The sequence below is a fragment of the Thalassobaculum sp. genome (assembly GCF_965223715.1).
Taxonomy (GTDB): domain Bacteria; phylum Pseudomonadota; class Alphaproteobacteria; order Thalassobaculales; family Thalassobaculaceae; genus Thalassobaculum.
The window spans coordinates 347,782-367,608 of record NZ_OZ245012.1 but is presented as its reverse complement, the minus strand read 5'-3'; the positions used below and the strand labels follow the sequence as shown (position 1 = coordinate 367,608).

General features: G+C 67.3%; 25 protein-coding genes. 9 read left to right on the top strand and 16 right to left on the bottom strand.

Annotated features, from left to right (window positions below; all coding sequences use genetic code 11):
- Positions 1-4 precede the first annotated feature (4 nt).
- The 5 genes from ACOQOP_RS01755 to ACOQOP_RS01735 all read right to left on the bottom strand — a co-directional run bounded on the left by ACOQOP_RS01755 (position 5) and on the right by ACOQOP_RS01735 (position 5,224).
- On the bottom strand, positions 5-1,315 hold the full coding sequence (locus tag ACOQOP_RS01755; protein WP_420564595.1) for a TRAP transporter large permease: 1,311 nt from the start codon (positions 1,313-1,315) through the stop codon (positions 5-7).
- Positions 1,312-1,983 (bottom strand): TRAP transporter small permease subunit, encoded by a 672-nt coding sequence (locus ACOQOP_RS01750; RefSeq protein ID WP_420564594.1) that lies wholly within the window; start codon positions 1,981-1,983, stop codon positions 1,312-1,314. Before ACOQOP_RS01750 ends, ACOQOP_RS01755 begins: the two co-directional genes overlap by 4 nt.
- 133 nt (positions 1,984-2,116) lie before the next feature.
- Entirely contained in the window at positions 2,117-3,157 is a 1,041-nt protein-coding gene (locus tag ACOQOP_RS01745) for a C4-dicarboxylate TRAP transporter substrate-binding protein (protein WP_420564593.1), read from the bottom strand.
- Positions 3,158-3,360: 203 nt separating this feature from the next.
- The gene (locus ACOQOP_RS01740; protein ID WP_420564592.1) at positions 3,361-4,233 is read right to left on the bottom strand and encodes an NAD(P)-dependent oxidoreductase; all 873 of its coding nucleotides are present in this window, start codon (positions 4,231-4,233) and stop codon (positions 3,361-3,363) included.
- Positions 4,234-4,258: 25 nt separating this feature from the next.
- Positions 4,259-5,224, bottom strand: a complete 966-nt coding sequence (locus ACOQOP_RS01735) for a S1C family serine protease (protein WP_420564591.1) — start codon at positions 5,222-5,224, stop codon at positions 4,259-4,261.
- A gap of 145 nt (positions 5,225-5,369) precedes the next feature.
- Between ACOQOP_RS01735 and ACOQOP_RS01730 the strand changes: the two genes are divergently transcribed.
- The gene (locus ACOQOP_RS01730) at positions 5,370-6,299 is read left to right on the top strand and encodes an NAD-dependent epimerase/dehydratase family protein (protein WP_420564590.1); all 930 of its coding nucleotides are present in this window, start codon (positions 5,370-5,372) and stop codon (positions 6,297-6,299) included.
- 70 nt (positions 6,300-6,369) lie between these two features.
- Complete coding sequence (locus ACOQOP_RS01725) at positions 6,370-7,608, top strand: TIGR04372 family glycosyltransferase (protein WP_420564589.1); 1,239 nt, start codon at positions 6,370-6,372, stop codon at positions 7,606-7,608.
- Between the two features lie 15 nt (positions 7,609-7,623).
- On the opposite strand, the gene ACOQOP_RS01720 is transcribed toward ACOQOP_RS01725, so the two are convergent.
- Together ACOQOP_RS01720 and ACOQOP_RS01715 are read right to left on the bottom strand one after the other, a co-directional pair.
- Positions 7,624-8,937 carry a methyl-accepting chemotaxis protein gene (locus ACOQOP_RS01720; RefSeq protein ID WP_420564588.1) on the bottom strand — a complete coding sequence of 438 codons (1,314 nt, stop codon included), beginning with the start codon at positions 8,935-8,937 and terminating at the stop codon, positions 7,624-7,626.
- Positions 8,912-9,436 carry a PAS domain-containing protein gene (locus ACOQOP_RS01715; protein WP_420564587.1) on the bottom strand — a complete coding sequence of 175 codons (525 nt, stop codon included), beginning with the start codon at positions 9,434-9,436 and terminating at the stop codon, positions 8,912-8,914. The genes ACOQOP_RS01720 and ACOQOP_RS01715 overlap by 26 nt, the downstream gene beginning before the upstream one ends.
- 229 nt (positions 9,437-9,665) lie before the next feature.
- Here ACOQOP_RS01715 and ACOQOP_RS01710 point away from each other — a divergent pair, with 229 nt between their 5' ends.
- The gene (locus ACOQOP_RS01710; RefSeq protein WP_420564586.1) at positions 9,666-10,067 is read left to right on the top strand and encodes a VOC family protein; all 402 of its coding nucleotides are present in this window, start codon (positions 9,666-9,668) and stop codon (positions 10,065-10,067) included.
- Here the strand turns inward: ACOQOP_RS01710 and ACOQOP_RS01705 are convergent.
- The 4 genes from ACOQOP_RS01705 to ACOQOP_RS01690 all read right to left on the bottom strand — a co-directional run bounded on the left by ACOQOP_RS01705 (position 10,064) and on the right by ACOQOP_RS01690 (position 12,398).
- Positions 10,064-10,303, bottom strand: coding sequence for a hypothetical protein (locus ACOQOP_RS01705; protein WP_420564585.1), 240 nt, complete (start codon positions 10,301-10,303; stop codon positions 10,064-10,066). The two genes, ACOQOP_RS01710 and ACOQOP_RS01705, sit on opposite strands and share 4 nt — an antisense overlap.
- Positions 10,304-10,305: 2 nt before the next feature.
- Positions 10,306-10,644 carry a hypothetical protein gene (locus ACOQOP_RS01700; RefSeq protein WP_420564584.1) on the bottom strand — a complete coding sequence of 113 codons (339 nt, stop codon included), beginning with the start codon at positions 10,642-10,644 and terminating at the stop codon, positions 10,306-10,308.
- 153 nt (positions 10,645-10,797) lie between these two features.
- A complete protein-coding gene (locus ACOQOP_RS01695) occupies positions 10,798-11,661 on the bottom strand; it encodes a hypothetical protein (RefSeq protein ID WP_420564583.1) in 864 nt (287 codons plus the stop codon).
- On the bottom strand, positions 11,658-12,398 hold the full coding sequence (locus ACOQOP_RS01690) for a lysophospholipid acyltransferase family protein (protein ID WP_420564582.1): 741 nt from the start codon (positions 12,396-12,398) through the stop codon (positions 11,658-11,660). The genes ACOQOP_RS01695 and ACOQOP_RS01690 overlap by 4 nt, the downstream gene beginning before the upstream one ends.
- A gap of 170 nt (positions 12,399-12,568) precedes the next feature.
- Between ACOQOP_RS01690 and ACOQOP_RS01685 the strand changes: the two genes are divergently transcribed.
- The 4 genes from ACOQOP_RS01685 to ACOQOP_RS01670 all read left to right on the top strand — a co-directional run bounded on the left by ACOQOP_RS01685 (position 12,569) and on the right by ACOQOP_RS01670 (position 14,668).
- A complete protein-coding gene (locus tag ACOQOP_RS01685) occupies positions 12,569-12,952 on the top strand; it encodes a DUF423 domain-containing protein (protein WP_420564581.1) in 384 nt (127 codons plus the stop codon).
- Positions 12,953-13,037: 85 nt separating this feature from the next.
- Entirely contained in the window at positions 13,038-13,841 is an 804-nt protein-coding gene (locus tag ACOQOP_RS01680; protein WP_420564580.1) for an SDR family NAD(P)-dependent oxidoreductase, read from the top strand.
- A gap of 235 nt (positions 13,842-14,076) precedes the next feature.
- Positions 14,077-14,340: a hypothetical protein gene (locus ACOQOP_RS01675; protein ID WP_420564579.1), complete on the top strand. Its 264-nt coding sequence runs from the start codon at positions 14,077-14,079 to the stop codon at positions 14,338-14,340.
- 76 nt (positions 14,341-14,416) lie between these two features.
- Positions 14,417-14,668, top strand: a complete 252-nt coding sequence (locus ACOQOP_RS01670; protein WP_420564578.1) for a hypothetical protein — start codon at positions 14,417-14,419, stop codon at positions 14,666-14,668.
- A 9-nt stretch (positions 14,669-14,677) separates the two neighbouring features.
- Here the strand turns inward: ACOQOP_RS01670 and ACOQOP_RS01665 are convergent, their stop codons facing one another.
- The 3 genes from ACOQOP_RS01665 to ACOQOP_RS01655 form a co-directional block, all read right to left on the bottom strand.
- Positions 14,678-15,232 (bottom strand): RBBP9/YdeN family alpha/beta hydrolase, encoded by a 555-nt coding sequence (locus ACOQOP_RS01665; protein ID WP_420564577.1) that lies wholly within the window; start codon positions 15,230-15,232, stop codon positions 14,678-14,680.
- A 38-nt stretch (positions 15,233-15,270) separates the two neighbouring features.
- A complete protein-coding gene (locus ACOQOP_RS01660) occupies positions 15,271-16,212 on the bottom strand; it encodes an acetamidase/formamidase family protein (protein WP_420564576.1) in 942 nt (313 codons plus the stop codon).
- 135 nt (positions 16,213-16,347) lie between these two features.
- Entirely contained in the window at positions 16,348-16,965 is a 618-nt protein-coding gene (locus tag ACOQOP_RS01655) for a hypothetical protein (RefSeq protein WP_420564575.1), read from the bottom strand.
- A 281-nt stretch (positions 16,966-17,246) separates the two neighbouring features.
- Between ACOQOP_RS01655 and ACOQOP_RS01650 the strand changes: the two genes are divergently transcribed.
- Positions 17,247-18,080: a hypothetical protein gene (locus ACOQOP_RS01650; RefSeq protein ID WP_420564574.1), complete on the top strand. Its 834-nt coding sequence runs from the start codon at positions 17,247-17,249 to the stop codon at positions 18,078-18,080.
- Between the two features lie 33 nt (positions 18,081-18,113).
- On the opposite strand, the gene ACOQOP_RS01645 is transcribed toward ACOQOP_RS01650, so the two are convergent.
- Positions 18,114-18,899 (bottom strand): hypothetical protein, encoded by a 786-nt coding sequence (locus ACOQOP_RS01645; RefSeq protein ID WP_420564573.1) that lies wholly within the window; start codon positions 18,897-18,899, stop codon positions 18,114-18,116.
- Between the two features lie 208 nt (positions 18,900-19,107).
- Between ACOQOP_RS01645 and ACOQOP_RS01640 the strand changes: the two genes are divergently transcribed.
- A complete protein-coding gene (locus tag ACOQOP_RS01640) occupies positions 19,108-19,452 on the top strand; it encodes a DOPA 4,5-dioxygenase family protein (RefSeq protein WP_420564572.1) in 345 nt (114 codons plus the stop codon).
- A gap of 6 nt (positions 19,453-19,458) precedes the next feature.
- On the opposite strand, the gene ACOQOP_RS01635 is transcribed toward ACOQOP_RS01640, so the two are convergent.
- The gene (locus ACOQOP_RS01635; protein WP_420564571.1) at positions 19,459-19,701 is read right to left on the bottom strand and encodes a DUF6356 family protein; all 243 of its coding nucleotides are present in this window, start codon (positions 19,699-19,701) and stop codon (positions 19,459-19,461) included.
- Positions 19,702-19,827: the final 126 nt, after the last annotated feature.

Below are 19,827 nucleotides of genomic sequence, written 5' to 3'. Positions count from 1 at the left end.
CCCCTCAATTCAGGATGGTCTGCGGCAGCCAGGTGATCAGTTCCGGCCAGATCATGAACACGGCGACGGTGATGAAGTCGGCCACCACGAACGGCCCCACGCCCCGGAAGACGCTGGAGATCGGGATGTCCGGCCGCACGGCCGACACCACGAAGCAGTTCAGGCCGATCGGCGGCGTCACCAGGCACACCTCGGCCATCTTCACCACGATGATGCCGAACCAGATCGAGTCGTAGCCCAGCGCCATCACCGCCGGGTAGACCACCGGCAGGGTCAGCAGCAGCATCCCGATGGCGTCCATGAACATGCCCAGGACGGCATAGGCCAGCAGGATGCAGACCATCACCACCCAGGGCTCGAACGGCAGCGAGACGATGAAGTTGGTGAAATGCTCCGGCAGGCCGGCGAAGCCCAGGAACCGCACGAAGATTAGCACGCCCCAGATCAGGCTGAAGATCATGACGGTGAGCTTGGCGGTATCGAGCAGGGACTCGCGCAGCGCCGGCCAGCGCATGCCTTTCGCCAGCGCCATCAGGAACACCACGAAGGCCCCGAGCGCCCCGGCTTCGGTCGGGGTCGCCCAGCCGAGATACATCGCGCTGAAGATGATGACGACGACGGCGATCACCGGGAAAGTCCCGGGGACCGACTTGATCCGGTCGTTCCAGGTATAGCCATTGATCGCCGGGCCCACGGTGGGGTCCACCTTGGCCCAGATCAGGATGATGCCGACATAGATCAGCGCCGAGACGATGCCCGGGATGAAGCCGGCAAGCAGCAGTTGGCCGACCGATTCCTCGACGATGATCGCATAGATCACCAGAATGGCGCTCGGCGGGATCAGGGTCGCCAGGGTACCGCCGGCGGCCACGACCCCGGCCGCGATCCGCCTGGAGTATCCGGCCGCCAGCATCTCCGGAATGGCGACCCGGGCGAACACCGCCGCGGTCGCCGTCGAGGCGCCGGACACCGCCGCGAACCCGGCGGTCGCCATGACCGAGGCGACGGCGAGCCCACCCGGCATCCAGCCCAGCCACTTGCGCGACGCGTCGAACAGGGACTGGGTGATGCCGGCATGGAAGGCCAGATAGCCGATCAGGATGAACATCGGCAGCACGGAGAGGGTGTAGGTCACCGACTTGGAATGCGGGATGGTGCCGATCATCCCGGCCCCCGCGTCCCAGCCGATCATCGCGACGAGACCGACAAGGCCCACCACCGACGCGGCGATGTAGACCCGCACGCCGATCAGCACCAGGACCAGCAGGGCGGCGACGCCGATGAAACCGATCGTATCGTTGCTGAGTTCGGTCATTCGCCGATCCTCCGGTTATCGACACCGCGTGCGGTGTCGGACGACTCCAGGGCGCCGGCCTCCGACGCCTCCCCTCTGGCGAGCTCGCGCACATCGGAGATCAGCGGCACCGCCACGGGCTCGGCCGTACCGTCGGCGGCAAGACGGATGTAGCCGATCAGGTTGACCAGCAGGCGTACGAAGAGCAGGGCGAAGGCGAAGGGGATCAGCAGCTTGGACGGCCACCAGGGGATCTGCGCGTCGATCGTGGAATCGCCGTATTCGTAGGCGCGCATCGCGTGATCCCAGCCGTACCAGATCAGCACGGCGATCACGAACAGGCCCACGACCTGGCCGGCGGCCTCGGCGATCCACAACGGTCGGCCCCGCAGCCGGCCGACGAACAGCTCCATGCGGACATGGCCGTTCATCCGCTCGCAATAGGCGATCGCGAGGAACGCGAAGACCGCGATCGACATCTCGATGGCGTCGATATAGCCGAAGATCGGCATGTTGAAGACGGTCCGGCCCACGATCTGCACGACGCCGACCAGCATCAGGCCGAAGATGAACAAGCCGGACGCGATCGCGGTCACCCGCTCGATGGCATGCAGAAGCCGGTCAACACGATGGATCGCGCGCCCGCCCGACGCTTCCTGTCCGGGCGTCAGAGTCACGGATTCGGTCATGTCCTGGTACCCCGCGGTTGCGAAGGGAGAGAGGCTTTCGGGTCGCAACACACGGTTGGCGGCTTGCGACCCAAGCGTCGAGGGCCGCGTACTCGGCGCGGCCCTCTCCTCGTCTTGAAGACGGGGGTACCCGCTACTTCGCGGAGGCCTTCTTGGCCTCGTACATGATCATGTCGATCAGCCCCTGGGCGTCGAACTTGTCCTTGTTCTCGGCCACCCACATGTCCCACACCGGCTTGCCGGCGATCTGGCGGAACTCCTCGAGTTGCTCGTCCGTGTAGACGATCTTCTCGAGCTTGGACTCGAACATCGGCAGGTTCTTCTTGTCGATGTCGTGATAGGCCTGGATCTGAACCTTGTACGCCTCGGGCTTCAGGTCCATCAGCAGCTTCTGGTACTGCGGCGGCAGCTCGGCGTAGGCGTCCTTGTTCAGCACCGTCGCGCACTCGGACGTGCCCGGGGACATGTTCGAGGTGAACCAGTCGCTGACTTCATGGATCTGATAGGCCGCGTGCGAGTAGGTGTACGGGAACGAGGCGGCATCCATCGTGCCGCGCTCCATGCCGGTATAGACCTCGGTCGCCGGAACCGTGGTCAACGTCGCGCCGAGCTTCTCCATCGCCGTGCCGACACCGCCGCCGGCGCGTACGCGCAGACCCTTCCAGCCTTCAAGCGTCTTCGGCGCCGGCCCCTTGCCGAGGAACTCGTACTGCGGCAGCAGCGCGGAGAAGTACGGCATGGCGTTCCAGTTCGCCATGTCGGCCACGAAGGGGTCGCTGGCCATCATCGCCTCGCGCACATGCATCGAGACCTCGAGGTCGCCGAGCGGCAGGAACGGCATGGTCAGGACCATCCAGGCCGGGTTCTTGCCGGGGTGATAGAAGTTGCAGAACTGGGCGGCCTGGAAAGCGCCGAGCTTGATCCCGTCGAGATTCTCGCGCGCCTTCGACAGCGCCTCGCCGTAGTGGATCTTCAGGGTGAAGTTGCCGCCGGTCTTCTCAGCGAGCTGTTCGGCGATGTATTCCGGACCGACGGTGAACGCGCGGGCCTTGCCCCAGGTCGACAGGTTCCAGGAAACCTTCGGGCCTTCGACCTCGGCCGCCTGCGCCGCCCCCAGACCGAGCGCCATCGCGCCAGCCAGGACAGAGACACGCATGAACGTGTTGATTCTCATGACTTCCTCCACTGTTTAAGTCGCTGTTTCACCGGTTGACCGGCTTGTTCGCGACGTATTAGCGCACCGTGACCCGGCGCTTATCGGTGTTCAGGCAGTTCGATCCGGCAGCAAATGCGCCAGACCGACCGTCCCTGTTGAATACAAAACCCGCCTCACCTTGCATACAATTTTCGGCGAGCGAGGGCCGATCCGACGGTCGTCTAGACCTCCTCTCCGGTGAACAGCTTCAGCACGGCGATGCCGTCCTCCTGCTCGTGGCCGCGCGCCGCCATCAGGCGGAACAGTTCGGCCGCCTGGGTCGACATCGGAATCGCCGCCTTCAGGTCGTGGGCGAGGTCGTGGACCATGTCGAGGTCCTTCAGCACCTGCCGCAGATAGCCGGCCGGCGCATAGTCCCGGGCCATCATCCGCGGCCACATGGCGCCCATCAGGTTGGAGCCCGCGTATCCGCCCTCCAGGGCCGCCTGCAGCTTGGAGGTGTCCACCCCGCCGCGCTCGGCCAGGTTCAGCGCCTCGGCCAGCACGACGAAATTGGTCAGCACGCAGACCTGGTTGACCATCTTGGTCACCTGTCCCGCACCGACCGGCCCCAGATGCACCAGGCTGCCGGCCACCCCCTCCAGCACCGGGCGGGCCAGGGCCACGTCGGCGTCGTCGCCGCCCATCATGACCGCCAGCTTGCCGTCGCGCGCCGCCGGCGGGCCGCCGGAGACCGGGGCGTCGATCCACCCCGCCCCGCGCTCGGCCTTCAGGCGCTGGGCCATGGCCTTGGTCCGGGACACCACGGTGGTGGAGAAATCCACCAGGATCGCCGCACCGGACATGCTCCCGGCCGCCCCATCGGGACCGAACAGGGCCGCCTCCAGGTCGTCGGTGGTGGTCACGCAGGTCATCACGAGGTCGGCGCCCTTCGCGGCCGCCGACGGGGTCTCGGCCGGCTCGACGCCCCAGGCGGCGGCGGCAAGGCGCCGCTCGGCCACCGGGTCGAAGCCGGTCACCGCGTGGCCGAGATCGACGAGCCGACGGGTGAACCCCTCGCCCATCAGGCCGAGGCCGAGGAATGCGATGCGCATGGGTATCCTCCGTCGAATACTGGGATCAGTGCAGGCGCGGGCCCTTCAGCAGGTTTCCGCGGGCGACCGAGGCGATGGTGAGGTCGAGCCGTTCGCCCTCGCGCACCACGGTGATCGGGATGTCGGCGCCGGCCGGTCCGATCGCCCAGACCCGGCGAAACATCTCGGCCAGAGTGGAGACCCGGGTCCCGTTGACCTTCTCGACGATGTCGCCGACCTGCACATCGGCCATCTCCGACGGCCCGTCATCGGCGAGGCCGGCGACAACCAGCCGCTCCTCCACCTCGGTGCAGTACATGCCGAGCCAGGGCCGCGGAATCCGGCCCGACGTCCCGCTGGTCACCATGGTCTCGTAGATCGGCTTGATCAGGTCGATCGGGACGATCATGTTGCCGTCGATCGGCGTCTCGTCGCCATGACTCTGCTGGATGAACAGCGAGCCGATGCCGACCAGCCGTCCGTCCTGGTCGAACATGCCGGTGCCGCCCCAGTTCGGATGGGCCGGGGCCGTGAAGATCGCCTCGTCCAGCAGGTATTCCCAGTAGCCGGCGAACTCGCGCACCGCGATGACCCGGGCGTTGATCGCCGAGCGCCGGCCGCCATGGCCGACCACGATGACCGAATCGCCCTCCAGTACGTTCGAGGAGACCCCCATCTCCACCGCCGGCAGATCGGCGCGGCCCAGTGTCTGGATCAGGCCCAGGCCCGTCTCCTGATCATAGGCCAGCACGGTGCCGGGGAAGGCCCGGCCCTGGTTGTCGGTGATCCAGATCGTCTCGGCCTCGGTGATCAGGTAGCCGATGGTCAGGACGAGGCCGTCGCTGCGGATGACCACGCCATTGCCGGAGCGCTCGGTGCCCAGCACGGACGCGGTGAAGGCGTCCTCGGGGATGTGGCAGCGGACGCCCACCACGGCGGAGAGGATGTGGTTCAGGTCAAAGCCCAAATGCTCCTGGCGGGGATGTTCGGGCTGTGGCGCTTCCTCGGGCATGTCTCATCCGTTTTGGGTGATACGATTACAATCCAATCTAACACGCCTCTCGGACATTTCAGCCCGGCCGTGACGTTGTCTATCTCGAACGGGACAAGCGAATTAGTCTGCCACCAGACGCAACCGGCAGGGGACTGGATTCCGGATGGCGAAGAACAGCGTACTGATCACCGGCGGCAGCGGCCGCCTCGGGCATTTCGTCGTCGAGGCCATGCTGCCGGACCACCGGGTCGAGGTGCTGGACGTCAGCGCGCCGAAGCAGGACGTGGTCTATCGCGAGGTCGATATCCGCGACATCGCGGCAGTCAGAAGCGCGGTGCGGGGTCATGAGCGGATCATCCACCTGGCCGGGATCGACGACGGGGTCGACGTACCCGACCACACCTATTTCGAGGTGAACGTCCAGGGCACCTGGAACCTGCTGCGCGCTGCCGAGGAGGAGGGCGTGAAGAAGGTCGTGGTCGCCTCCTCCGCCGCCTCCTACGGCTTCAACACCGGCGACGCGCCGGACTATCTGCCGGTCGACGAGGCCCATGCCCAGCGCTCGCGCCGGACCTACGACCTGACCAAGCAGCTCATGGAGCGCACGGCCGAGAGCTTCGCGCGACGCCATGCGGTCAGCGGCGACGGGATCGCCTCCATCGTCTGCCTGCGGCCGACCCTGGTCGTCCGTCCGGTAAAGGCGCCGCAGATCCTGGCGGAACTGGCGACTCTGCCGGCAGAGGACGGCAATCCCGGCATCGCCGTCGACGCTCCGCGCTACGGCGACCTGCCAGGGCTGCGGACCTACGTGACCTCCCGCGACGCGGCCGCCGCCTTCCGCGCCGCCCTGCTGGCCGACACGCCCCCGTTCGCGGTCTACCTGATCGCCGCCCGCGACACGCTCGGCGGCGTCGACACCCTGGACTTCCTCGCCCGCAGGCGGGGGATGTATCCGCCGCTCTACGACGAGGGCTGGTTCAGCCGCGCCGACGCCAGCCCCTTCGACACACGGGCGGCCGAACGGGATCTGGGCTGGGTGGCGCAGGACGACTGGCCTGCGGTGATCCGCAGCGTGACGGAGGACCGCTCATGACCCGGAACGGCACATCCATCCGGATTGCGGTCCGGTCGGCCGGACGGCGTCGCAACCGGGAGCGCCTCGGATGACGATCGTAGGCGACGTGGAGATCCCGACCCTCTCCGAAGACGCGATACGGGCCGCGGCACGGGAGGTCGTGCAGCTGTCTGTGCCGCACCTTGCCCCCGGTGGGAAGACGCTGGCGTATATCCTGCCGCAATCGGCCCGTATCGGGCATTTCGGCCTGGAGACCCAGATCATCTCCACGCTGTTCGAAGACGAGTACGACCGCATCCTGATCTTCACCGACAAGATGTCCTGGCCGGGGACCAATCCCTGGATCCGTCAGTGCGCCAGTTCGAAGTTCCGGTTCATCGAAGTCGACAATTTCGACGTCCTTCTACTGGGCACGAAGGATGCCGGCTTCCACCGTATCGGGAGCCTCGACTGCCTCTTCGCCAGCCCGCGCGCCATCTTCATCCGGTTCTATCGCCATATTCTGGCCGGCGGGGCGGTGAAGTACCTGGAGCTTCCGGAAGAGGCGGAATCAATCGCCCGCGAGACCCTGAGCCGCCGGGGCATCGACCCCGATGCGCCGTTCGTGTTCTTCCACAACCGAACGCTCTCCTACGTGCCGACCATGACGTACCACGCCTACCGGACGGCGGTGGTCGAGACCTATCAACCAGCGATCCGCCGGCTGATCGAGGCCGGCTACCGGGTCATCAGGATCGGTGAGCCCGGGCTGGACACGATGGGCTTTCCGCCCGACGCCTACGTCAACATTCCCGACTGGGAGGACGTCGATCGGGCGGTGGATCTCTTCGTTCTTGCCCGAAACGCCTTCGGTCTGGCGCAGAATTCAGGCCCGATCTGGGTGGCCGGAGCCTTCGGCCGCCCGGTGCTGCGCACCAATGCGCCGTTCGAGCACATGAACATGCCGTACAACGACGACCTGACGCTGTTCAAACACTATCACGTCGCCGGTTCGGCCGAGCCGATGGCGTACCGCCAGATCCTCGATGCCGGCATCCCCGCCATACTCTTCAGCGAGAAGATCGCCGAGGCGGGCTACGAGGTGCGGGACAACACGCCGGACGAGCTTCTGGCCGCCACCGAGGAGCTGCTCACCCGCATGGCCGGGACCTGGCAGCGAGATGTGGAGGCCGACAGCGCGTTCCGCGCACTGGGCGCCGACTACGAGGCCCGCATCGCGGCCGATCCCGCCATGCAGGCGAGCAACTTCGCGTTCTACGGATATGCCCACCCGTTCGGGTCGCTCGCCCGGGTCACGCTGGAGACGCAACCCGGGTTTCTGGACTGATCGCCGACGTCCCGGTCAGGACGAGCGGCGGGCCACCGACAGGAACTCCTGCACCTCGTGGCGCAGGGTCTTGGCCTGGGCGGCCAGGTGGGAGGAGGCGGTGCTGAGCTGCGTGGCCGCGCCGTCGGTCTCCTGGGCGGACCGGGCAACGGTCTCGGTGCTGCGGGCCACCTCGCGGGTGCCGGCCGAGGCCTCCTGCACGTTCCGGGAGATCTCGTTGGTGGCCGCGGACTGCTGCTCCACCGCCGCCGCGATCGAGCCGGTGACCGTGGAGACCTCCGCGATCGACGACACGATGGTCTGGATCGCCTGGACCACATTGGCGGTCGCCTCGCGGATCGCGCCGACCTGCTCCTGAATGCGCTGGGTGGCGCTGGAAGTCTCGTTGGCCAGCGACTTCACCTCACTGGCGACCACCGCGAAGCCCTTGCCGGCATCGCCGGCCCGGGCAGCCTCGATGGTCGCGTTGAGGGCCAGCAGGTTGGTCTGTTCGGCGATGTCGGTGATCAGCGAGCCGACGGTGCCGATCTCCTCCGCCGCCTGGGACAGGGTGGCGACCAGCTTGTCGGCGGCCTCCGCCTCCTTGCTGGCCGCGGTGGTCACCCGGCTGCCCTCGCGGACCTGGCGGGTGATCTCCATGATCGAGGCGGACAGTTCCTCGGCCGCCGAGGCGACCGTCTCGACGTTGGAGGACGCCTCCTCGGTCGCGGCCGACACGCCGGCGACCTGGCGGGTGGTCTCGCCCGCCTGGGTCTTCAGGGCCCCGGACGTGGACTGCAGCTGTTCGGCCGCGGCGGAGACGCTGTCCACAACGGACCACACCTTGCCCTCGAACCGGTTGGTGAGCTCCGAGAAGGCGTCCAGGCGCTTGCCCATGCTGGCGGTCGCGTCGTTGATCTGCTTGGCGTTGCGCAGATAGAGGCCGCTAAGCCCCTCCGGACGGATCTGGCGGAAGAACTTGCCCTGCTCGACCGCCTCCATGGCCGCCCCGGCCTCGCGGACGAAGGCGTCCGCCATGTCCACCATGCCGTTGATCGCCCACAGCATCCGGCCGAGCGGGCCGGTCTCGTCGATCAGGACCAGTCGCTGCTCGAAGTCGCCCTTGGAAATGCCGTTGGCGACGGTGGCCGCCCTCTCGATCCAACGCTGGATCCGGGCCAGGAACATGAAACAGAGGATCGCCGCGACGGCCGCCAGCAGCGCGCAGGCCGAGGCCGCCACGCCGGCATAGGGCACCGGCAGGAACGGCAGCGCCGCGCTCGCGACCGAGGCGATCAGCGCGACGGTCAGGCCCGCCTTCGTCCTAGAGAGAGAGCACGAACTGGTCATAGCCGACCTCCTTCTTGGCGAGGATGCTGAGAAGCTCGTCATAGGCGGCCTGCATGCCGTCCTTGCGGTTCGTGGGCGAGTCCTCGATCGCCTTGAGCTGCTTGTAGAGGCCGCTGGCCGCCGCCACCGCGTCGGCCCGGGGCTTGCGGCGGTTGGAATGGTAGCTGACGATCTTGCCCGAGGCGTCGAAGCTCGGCGTGACATGGGCGAAGACCCAGTAATGGTCGCCGTTGCTGGCCATGTTGATCACATAGGCGAAGATCTCGTTGCCGGACCCGATGGTATCCCAGAGCAGCTTGAACACAGAACGCGGCATGTCCGGATGGCGGATGATGCTGTGCGGTGCGCCGATCAGCTCACGCTCCTGGAAACCGGCGACCCGCACGAACACGTCGTTGCAATACGTGATCCGTCCTTTCAGGTCGGTCTTCGACACGATCAATTCGCCCTCGCGGAACGGCGCTTCCCGTCCCGTGGGCGTCACCTTCACCTTGGCCATGGCTCCCTTCTCCCCAGTCCGATCCAGCTCGACCGGGTCCAGACTAACAGCCGTGAGGTAAACAGGAACTGAACAAATCCCGTTTTGATTTGGGTCAAAACATTGAATTTCAGATGCTTACAATGTTTTCCTGTCCGCCGCCGACCATGGTGCAATGAGGGCGGGACAAGGACGGAGCGGGCGCTACACTGGCTCCGCTCGCCTGCCCCACCGGATCGGCGAGGCCCCGATGCCTGTAATCGGAGAGCACACGATGATCGACCATGTCTCCGTCCCGGTCAGCGACCTGGAGCGGTCGGCCGATTTCTGGGAACGCGTTCTCGCCCCGCTCGGGCTGTCCCGGCTGGTGGTGCGGGAACGGACCGTCGGCTTCGGCAAGCGCTATCCGGAGTTCTGGATCAATCTGCGCGAGGATCTTGCCCCAGCACCGGCGGATACCGGCGCCCATGTCTGTCTGCGCGCGCCGGACCGGGCGGCGGTGGATGCGTTTCATGCCGCGGCACTGACCGGAGGCGGGCGCAGCGACGGCGCGCCCGGCCTCCGGCAGGCATCCATGACGACCTATTACGGCGCCTTCATCCGCGACGCCGACGGCAACAAGGTCGAGGCCGTCACCTTCCCCGGGGACTAGCTGTCCAGGGAGGCGAGCCCGCGGCGCTCGACCCGCCAGGTGGCCAGGGCCAGCCGTCCGCTGAGGACGGCCATGCCCAGGGCGGTCGCCCCGACCGCGATCCACATGACGACGCGTGGCAGATCGGCCCAGGCGAGGGCGACCCAGACGGTCGCCACGCTATCGACGCCGATCGTCCCGGCGAACAGCAACCCGACCAGGCTCGCCGTCGTTAGGGACATAGCGATGGATGCCATGGTCACGCACCGGCCGGATGGGCACCGGGCACGGCAACGGCGCCATGGCTGCGCGGGCCGAGGATCTTCCAGGAGAACCGGCCGGCCACGAACATGATGACGAGATAGGCGGGGATCAGGGTCCAGGCCGCGGTCGGGCCGAGACCAGAGATCCAGATGATCGAACTGATCGCCCCACCACCGAAGGCGGAGGTGATCAACAGCGCCATGATGGTGGTCGAGAAATAGCCGGAATCCGGATCGGGCATCCGGTGGGTGACCCGGGCGGCCAGCGGCGTTGCCGTCAGCGCGATCACGGACAGGCCGATGCCCAGCAGGAGGGTGATCAGGTGCGAGGTCATGGATGTGGGTACCAGGGCTCAGAGCAAAGACCGGCCACCGAGCACAAGCCGACCGGTACCCTAAGGTATCGCGCCGTTTGCGGCCCGCGATTAGCGCAGATATCGCATGACGCGATCCGCGTATTTCGCATGGCTTGAGCCCTGGTGCGGCGCCTAGCGCAACCCCACCAGGGTCATCGGCGCCTGGGCGACGTAGCGGTTCACCGAGGTCAGGTCCGGCATCGGCTCGGTCCAGGCGATCAGGTCCCGCCCGGCCTGCAGGTCGGCCTCGGTGACCGTATAGCTGTAGCGCTTGCCCGGACGCTCCCATTCGCAGCACGTGCCCGCCGGCAGGTCCGGGTCGGTCAGCATGGTGACGGTCGGCACCGGCGGCGAGCCGGTGGCGTAGAGGGTGAGCACGTCGTAATCGTCATCGACCAGGGCCAGCCTGGCGCCGCGCGCCTTGGCCTGCTCCAGGCGCAGGCGGTGGGAGATGTGGTCGTCGAAGACGCAGAGCGTGTCGTCCGGCAGGGTCTCCAGGTCGCTGGCATCGCTCCAGTCGCCGAGCCGGTATTCGACCCGCGGGTCGCGCAGCCGTCCGTCCTCGCGCATCACGTCGAAGGTGATGATCCGGCTCTCCGGCGCGGCCTCGGCCATCAGCCAGGAAGAATGCCCCTTGAAGGTGCCGCACTCCACGATCGTCGACGGCCGCAGCAGGGCGGCGACGGTGAAGAGCCAGGTCGAGGAGTTGCGCATGGTCCCGCCGGCATTGTCGCGCAGGGGACGGCGGGCATAGCTGCGTTCGAAGGCCGCCACGACGGCAGCACCGTCGGGTGCGTCGTCGGGCAACACGCCCCGGTCGGCGAGAGACTGCCGCAGGGCATCCACACGGGCGGCCACGGCGGCGCTGGCCCGGCGGATCAGGGCGTCGGTGATCAGCGACCGGCCGACCTCCCGGGCGGCCTTGCCGCCGGCGCGGGGTTCGGAGTCGACACCCTGGACTGAATAGATCTGGCGGGCCTTGGGCATGGCGGTCACGCGTCTCCCGATCGGTCGATGCCGCAGAGCCGGTCGGACTCGGCGCTGATGGTCTCCACCAGGGCCTCCATGTCCTTGCGGCCGAAACGTTCCACGTCTTGGATGGCCGGCATGAAGCGGATGGTGACCTCGCCCGGATAGCGGAGCAACGACTTCCGCGGCCAGTACAGGCCCGAATTGAGGGTCACCGGCACCACCGGCAGCTTCAGATTGCGGACCAGCGCGATCAGCCCCGCATGGGCGACGCCGCGCTCGCCGACCGCGACCCGCGTCCCCTCGGGGAAGATCAGCACGCAGCGCCCCTTCCTGGCCTCCGCCTTGGCCCGTTCCAGCATGTCGCGCAGGGCCGAAGCTCCCCCGCCGCGCTCCACCGAGACCATCCTCGATTGGCGCAGGAACCAGCCGAACAGCGGAACCGAGTCCAGTTCGCGCTTGTAGATGATGCAGAGGTCCGGGACGACCGCGCTCATCACGAAGGTCTCGAAGGCCGACTGGTGCTTGCAGGCCAGGAAGGCCGGACCGTCCGGCAGGTGCTCGCGCCCCTCCACCCGGTAGTGCAGCCCGCAGATCGTCTCCAGCAGCCAGGTCGTGCCCCGCGACCAGACCCGGCTCACCTTGCGGACATAGCGCCCGTCATCGCCGCGGTGGAACAGCAGATTGACCGGCACCGTCGTCGCCATCAGGAGCGACCACACCATCCAGACCACGTTGAACAGGGAGGACCGTAGATAGATCACGCAGGCACCGTCTTGAAACGCTAGGTTCGTCTTAAGCAGTTCGCGGAGGATTGAAAACACCCCAGCGCAGGCCGACGCCGGAGAAAACGGGTTGCAAGACGCAGATACTTGGGGGCGGGCCCCGCCGCGCGCTATAGGGGGGCGTCAACGACCTGTCAGGACGCGCCGTCATGAACAGACCAGCCGCCGGCATCGCCGCCCTTTCCCTCGCGCTCGCGGTCGCCCTGGGGGCCGTGGGGGCCCATGCGATCGGCGCCGATCCGGGCGCCCGGGATCTATGGCGCACCGCCTCGTTCTGGCATACGGCCAACAGCCTCGGCCTGCTCGCGCTGGCCGCGCTCTGGCCGCAGATGGGTGGACGTCTCGCCCTGGCCGGCATGCTGGCGGTCGGGGTCGGCGCCCTGGCGTTCTGCGGCTCGGTCTACGTCCAGGCGGTCCAGGGCAGCGCGCCGGTGCCGATGCTCGCACCGGTCGGCGGCACGCTGCAGATCCTGGGGTGGCTGGCCGTCGCCCTCGCCGCATTCACAGGCCGCCCCCGTGCCGCCGGCGGCTAGGCCGAGACGATAGCGCCTCGCCCTACCCGCGGCCGATTGGGTATGACTGGTGGTTCATGAAAAAACCAAGGACGAGGAAACGGGCATGGTCGATCGGATGAAGGACAAGGTGGTGGTGGTCGCGGGTGCGGGCTCCGTCGCGCCGGGCTGGGGCAACGGCAAGGCCTGCGCGGTGCTCTACGCCCGCGAAGGGGCCACGCTTTACCTGATCGACCGGGACAAGGCGGCGGTGGAGGAGACCGCCCGGCTGGTGGCCGAGGAAGGCGCCAAGGTCCATGCCGAGGCCGGCGACCTGACCAACGACGACACGGTGGAGCGGCTGCTGGCCGACTGCGTCGCCCGGTTCGGCCGGCTCGACGTGATGCACAACAATGTGGGCGGCTCCCATCCCGGCACGGTGGAGGACATGGATCTCGCGACCTGGGACGCCCAGATGGACCACAACCTGAAGACCGTCTATCTCGGCTGTCACCACGCCATCCCGCATATGCGCAAGGGCGGCGGCGGCGCGATCATCAACGTCGCCTCGGTCGCCGGCTACCGCCATATCGGCACGCCGATCCACGCCTATGCGGCCGCCAAGGCGGGGGTGGTGCAGCTCTCCCGCGCCATCGGGGTGAGCTATGCCAAGGAGAAGATCCGCTGCAACACGGTGGTCCCGGGGCTGATGCACACCCCGCTGGTCGAGGCGCGGCTCGCCAGTCAGCGCGGCAACAACGACGCCGAGGCGCTGATCGCCAAGCGCCATTCCCAGGTCCCCATGGGCCATATGGGCGACGCCTGGGACATCGCCTATGCGGCGCTGTATCTCGCCAGCGACGAGGCGAAATACGTGACCGCGACCGAGATCGTGGTCGATGGCGGGCTGGTGATGAGCGCGCCCGTTTGACCTGAATAATTCAACTTTCCCTCACTCCCCGGACCTGTTCCGGGGCCTACGCGTCACCCCGCACGACCGTGGGAGTGGATGAGTGGGCCCCGGAACAGGTCCGGGGAGTGGTTGGAGGTGGAATGCGGGAGAGCGCCTCACCGCCGATCACGTTCGCCTGAGAGCCGCGCGAGGTCGTTTCCGCCCGTATGCCCGAAGCCTACCTTCAGACCATCAGCGTCGTGAGGAGGCCGACATGGGTGAGGTCATCGCGTTCCACCGCCGCCGGCAGACCAGCGCCTGGGCCTTCGCGGATCGGCAGGCCCTGGACCGTCTCGTCGCCCGCATTCCCGCTGCCACCGGCTGGGAGCTGGAGCCCGGAGGCGGCCGCGCCTTCATCATCGGCGCCGAGGACGAAACCCTTCTCATCGTCAGCCGCACCGCAACCGGTCTCGCCGTCGCCAGCGGCTGGGAGCGCGCGCCGCACTGGCACGGACCCTCGCTCGAGCGCTACGGCTGAGCTTGACGCCGGGGCGCCGCCGCGTACGGTGGACCGGTGATCCACACAGGATCGGCCGGCACGGCGGGAGGATCCCATGGCGTTCGACATTTTCGGTGAGCCGCGCGACGACGACGGATCGCAGCCGCAGTATCAGGCGGTATCGCGCCTCGACAAGGTGGCGATCCTGGTCGGCCTGCTGGACGCCACCATCGACCACGAGCGCAACAGGGACACCCCGTTCGAGGCGCCGGAATGGCTGGTGAAGCATTACCCTCACGTCCACCCCAACGACCTCGATCACGTGCTGGACGCCGGCCGCCACGCGCTCAGCCGGCTGGTCGGCTGACGCGCGGGCTCACGCCGGGCTGAGCTGCCCCAGGAACTTGCCGAAGGTCATCAGCCCTTCCGGCCAGGGGCCGTGGCCGCTGTCGGGATCGACATTGCCGCTCTCCCGCAGGTCGACCAGCCGAGAGCCCCAGGCACCGGCCAGATCCGCCGCCACGTCGAAGTCGCAATGGGGGTCATTGCGGCTGGCTAGGACCAGAGACGGGAACGGAAGCGGATCGCGCGGCAGCGGCCGGTAGCTCGCCGCCACGTCATGCGCCGCCGCGTCGACGTCCGGCACCGCGGCCAGGAAGGCGCCCCGGACCTTGCCGCCGGCCAGCTCCGACGCCGCATGCACGGCAGCCAGCGAGCCGTAGCCGTGGCCGACCAGCACGACGGGACGGTCGGCACCGGCGACGGCGGCCAGGATCGACGCCACATAGGCCTCCCGGGCCGGGCTGACCCAGTCGTCCAGCGCCACCCATTCGGCGGTCTTCAGACCGGCCTGCCACCGTGCATACCAATGCCCGTCCGTCCCGCCGCCGAGGCCCGGCAGGACCAGAATCGTCGCCTCTGAGGATTTCATGCTTCGTCGTCCAGTGTGATGCGGCCGGCCGGCTCCTCTCAGGATCCGCCCAGCGCCGATTTCGGGAGCACCACGTGGATGCCCTTCTCCTGGTTCACCAATTGGGTGACGCGCACGTCTGCCGCAAGGCTCATCAGCATGAAGGCCTGGCTGCGCGACAGGTTCGTGGTATCGACGATCCAGTCGATCATCTGCCGCAGGGCATGGCTGGCGGCGTTGTCCAGGTCGGCGTTCATGCCCATGGTGATCCGGGCATCCGGTGTCTCGGCCCGGGGGTAGTCCAGGGACAGGTCCTTGCGCAGATGCACCTCGATCTCGCCCTCCAGCGCGGTTTCGATGGCGGTCACGCAGACCTCGCCGTCGCCCTGCACGCCATGGCCATCGCCGAGCGACAGCTTGCCGCCCTCGGTCCAGACTGGCAGGTACAGGGTGGTGCCGGCGATCAACTCCTTGTTGTCCAGGTTGCCGCCGTTCTTGCGCGGCTGGATGGTCGAGATCGCGCCCCAGCCGGCCGGCGGGGCGACGCCGATCACGCCAAAGAACGGCCGCAGCGGCAGCTCGGTGCCCCAGGGGAGACGGCCGATATTGCGCTCGGCGTCCAGGTCGACGGTCATGCGGTCCGGCTCGTCGAAATCCTCCGGCAGGGCGCCGGCCAGCGGCCGCACCTTGGTGTAGCCCCAGTCCTGGCGCAGCTTGATGTCGAGCAGGCGGATCTCCAGCACGTCGCCCGGCATCGCGCCTTCCACGGCGATCGGCCCGGTCAGCAGGTGGCCCGGCATGCGGCGCTCGGAGCGCTTGTGGATGTCGAGCAGTTCCGGAGGGATGTGGTAGCCGTCGCCCGGCAGGTCCTCCGGTGCGCCGGACACGGTCTCGACCGTGACCCGGTCGCCGCTGGCGATGGTCAGGGCCGGCGCCATTCCGGCGTCGAACCAACCCCAGTGGCAGGTCTCCGGCGAAGCCTTCAGATGATGATGGGCCATTCAGTCCCCCGTCGCTCGATCGATTGCAGATGTCCGAGGGATGATGCGACGGACGATGCTGCACTGCAATCGGTGGCGCGACCTACCGTCAGGCCTGCGCATTCTCGGTTGTACTGGAGGCCGGAGAACCGGCGGTCAGAAACGGCCGCTGCGCAGGCTCCAGGGAGCGACCGACGGCCGGACCATGGCATCGACCGCGTCGACGCCGTCATCGACGCCGATCTGGCGGCAGATCTCCGGCCAGAGGCCCCTGGGATCGCGGCGCAGCGCCTCCTCGTCCACCATGTGGATGCGGTCGGCCGAGACGCCGAAGCCGGCGACCCGACGCTCGAAAGACTCCAGCGCCTTGTGCGCCGCGTCGATTACCCGGGCGATCGCACCGGCGCCGACGGCCACCGCCGCCGACTCCGCCGTCCGGGTCAGGACCAGCAGGTCAATGTCGGGCGGGTTGAGGAACGGGAACATCGGTCCGCTGGGATCGTGCAGCACAATCGCGGGTTTGCCGGTCGAGGCCCTCAACGTCGTGAAATACGAGGCCAGTGCGGCTCCCCCCTCCTCCCGCGCCAGGGTCAGCAGCGCGTCGCCGGACCGGTCGCCGCCGGAGGCGGCACTGACCGCCCGGCGCGCCACGGCGTGCAGCGTGTTGCCGAGGGTGACGGGCGGCAGGGCGGCGATGTCGGGATGGCATCCGAGTTCGGACATGAACCGATGGGGGTCGGTCACCGGTCCGGCAATCAAAAGTATGTTACGCATCTGCCAATCCCAGTGAGCCAATCAGGCAAAACAATCGCAGGCGTCCGGTTCATTCGTCCGTTAAGGGAGTTTCAACCGTTTCGGGTCACACTGCAAGCCTTGGTGGAAAGTCACTCGCGAATCGGCTGTTTGCCTAAATGTTCACCACAACGAACTTGACCGGAACTGCATACAAGCGATGATATGGATGGGCGTAGGTCAGGGTTGGGACAATGTTCAATAGTGGCCGTACAACAGGCCTGATCGGCATCACCACTCAGTGGATCGACGAAACTGGGCAGGTGGCCGACCTTGCCGCGAAGCTGGGCCGCCTGGGCGAAGACGTCAGCGAGTTCGCGATCCATACGATGGGTTGGATCCGCTGCACAACCATCGGCGCGTTCGAGGAATACTCCTTCGACGCCCGCTCCGTTCACACCCAGGCGCTGACCGCGCTGCTTCAGCGACTGGTGAGCGAGACCGCGCCGGAAACCACCCGCCTGCGCTGCATCGAGGTCACGACCGCGCGCGGCACGACGAAGATTTCCGACGATCGTCCGGACCGCATGGTCAGCCTGGTGCTGAAATGCATGGAGATCGTCAATCCGCGCGCGCCAAAGGACTCGATCCGTCGCGGCCGCATGGACCACAACGCGATCGCCTCGCTCGACGATCCCGTGGCCGCCCGGCTGATTGCGGCGTGGAAGGCTTCGGGTGCGACCCTGCGGTCGCCGATCCTGGACGTGATGGCCGACCCGGGCATTAACCGCAGCATCAAGGTGATGATCCCCCACGGCGAGACGTTCCGCCTGATGCACTATCACGGCTCGCCGAACGCGCCGTGGGACCGGGCGACGTGGCGCAGTTTCGAGGGCGGCACCCTCGATCAGGTCGTGCCCGACCGGGGCATGATCGAATCCGTGAAGGCCTCAACCCGGGCCGCGCTCGACCTACGCGAGCCGCTGGTCGAGTTCTGCGAGGGTGTGGTGCTGGCCAGCGACGGGCTGAAGGAGTTCCAGTGGTACCGGATCTCGCTTCCGGTCGACCTTCCGGGCCGCAGCGCCGAGCATGGCGGCACCGGCCAGGGCGTCATCGCCCTGCTGTCCCCCGTGCCCAAGACGAAGAAGGCGGCGTAGGCCGGTCCCCCGGCGCCACGCCGCCCGCACCGGTCAAGCGATGCGTCGGTTCTCGTCCGTACGATAGACCAGCGGCACCTCGCCCGCGCTGTGGGTGAGCGTCTGTCTGGCGATGTAGTCCGAATCCTTCGCCAGCAGCACCCATTCCTTCTTCTCGGGCCGAGCTGGATGGGTCCAGATGATGCTCTCGAGCACGTGCTGAATGTCGTAGCTCTTCGACACCAGCCCGGCATTGGCCATGACCTTCTCGGTGACGCTGACCATCCCGACCCGGCCCCACTGGGCATGGGCCATGGAACCGGCGGCGATGCCGAGCAGCTTGGGGAAGTTGGTCTGGCGGCCGCGCAGGTCCGGGCGCACCCACAGCCCGCCGGTCCAGTACACCTTGTCCTGAATGCGCGAGGCATAGGCGTCCGCCTCGCCCGAGATGCTCAGCCGTTCGCCCGGGATCATCTGTTCGGCCGGGTTGCTGTAGAACAGGCTCAAGGTCTCCAGGTGATCGGCCAGGGACGTGACCGCGAAGCGGTAGAGCCGCACGCCCAGCGTCGCGGCGATGCCCTGGTCGTCCCGCACGGTGAGGCCGATGCAGTCGCCCGTCCGTGCCGGCTTGAAGTGGCTGTCGAAGGCGCTCGGCACGTACTTGCCGACCTCCCGCAACCGCTCCTTGAACGTATCGATGTCGTCGCAGGCCTTCAGATCGAGCCTGTTCTGGTGGAAGTCGCGATCGATGCGGATCAGCGATTCCTGTATTTCGCTGCGTCTGGACTCGCATTCGGCATGGATCGGGCCGATTCCAGCGAGAAATGGTCTCTCAGCCATCGTGATGTCCCCCACTGAAGCTGATACGGGGAAATCAACCGTAAGGAGACAATCGTATGCACACGATGGGCAGGCCGCGACTCGCGGGACGCGTTGAATTCTGGCTTCCAGGAAAATCACTGCGCGACCCGCGACTCGGAAAACGGCCAATCGGCCGGGCCGCGATGACCGGAATGCGCTATACCCGCAGAAACGCAGGGAGGACGCGATGACCGACACGCAGACCATCGAGAGCTGGCACGCCCATGTCTATTTCGACGGCCAGACGACGGGGCCCGCCCGTGCCCTTTACGACCGGATCCAGGCGACCTTTCCCGAAGCGGAGATGGGCCGCTTCCACGAGAAGCCGGTCGGGCCGCACCCGATGTGGAGCTATCAGGTCGCCTTCGCGCCGGACCTGCTGGCGCGGATCCTGCCCTGGCTGACCCTGAACCGCGACGGGCTCGACGTGTTCATCCACCCCAATACCGGGGACGGCCTCGCCGACCACCGGGACCACACGGTGTTTCTGGGGAAGTCCTATCCGCTGAAGCTGTCGATCTTCGACAGCTAGGAGGCGTCAGGCCGTCTGACGGCTGCCAGCGTCGGCCGCAGCGGCGTGCCGGTTGCGGTGGGTGACCATGCGGCCATGCAGTTCGGTGACGATCCGGCTGCCGGTCTTGGTGAACAGGAACGGCAGGACGCCGTGCACCAGACAGGCCAGCCCGCCCAGGATCATGCGGATGCCGAAGCCGCTCGCCATGCCGAAATGCTCGCCATAGGTCTCGCCGACGCTGGCCGGGTGTTCGGTGAACATGCGCATGGGAACCTCCTTGTCGATCAGATGGGCCAAGTGTGCCCCCAGTTGCGGCGAAACGGTTTGCTTTGATTGTCATCCACCTGATGATGTGTAGAATATTTTTCTATGGATCATGTGGATCGTAAAATC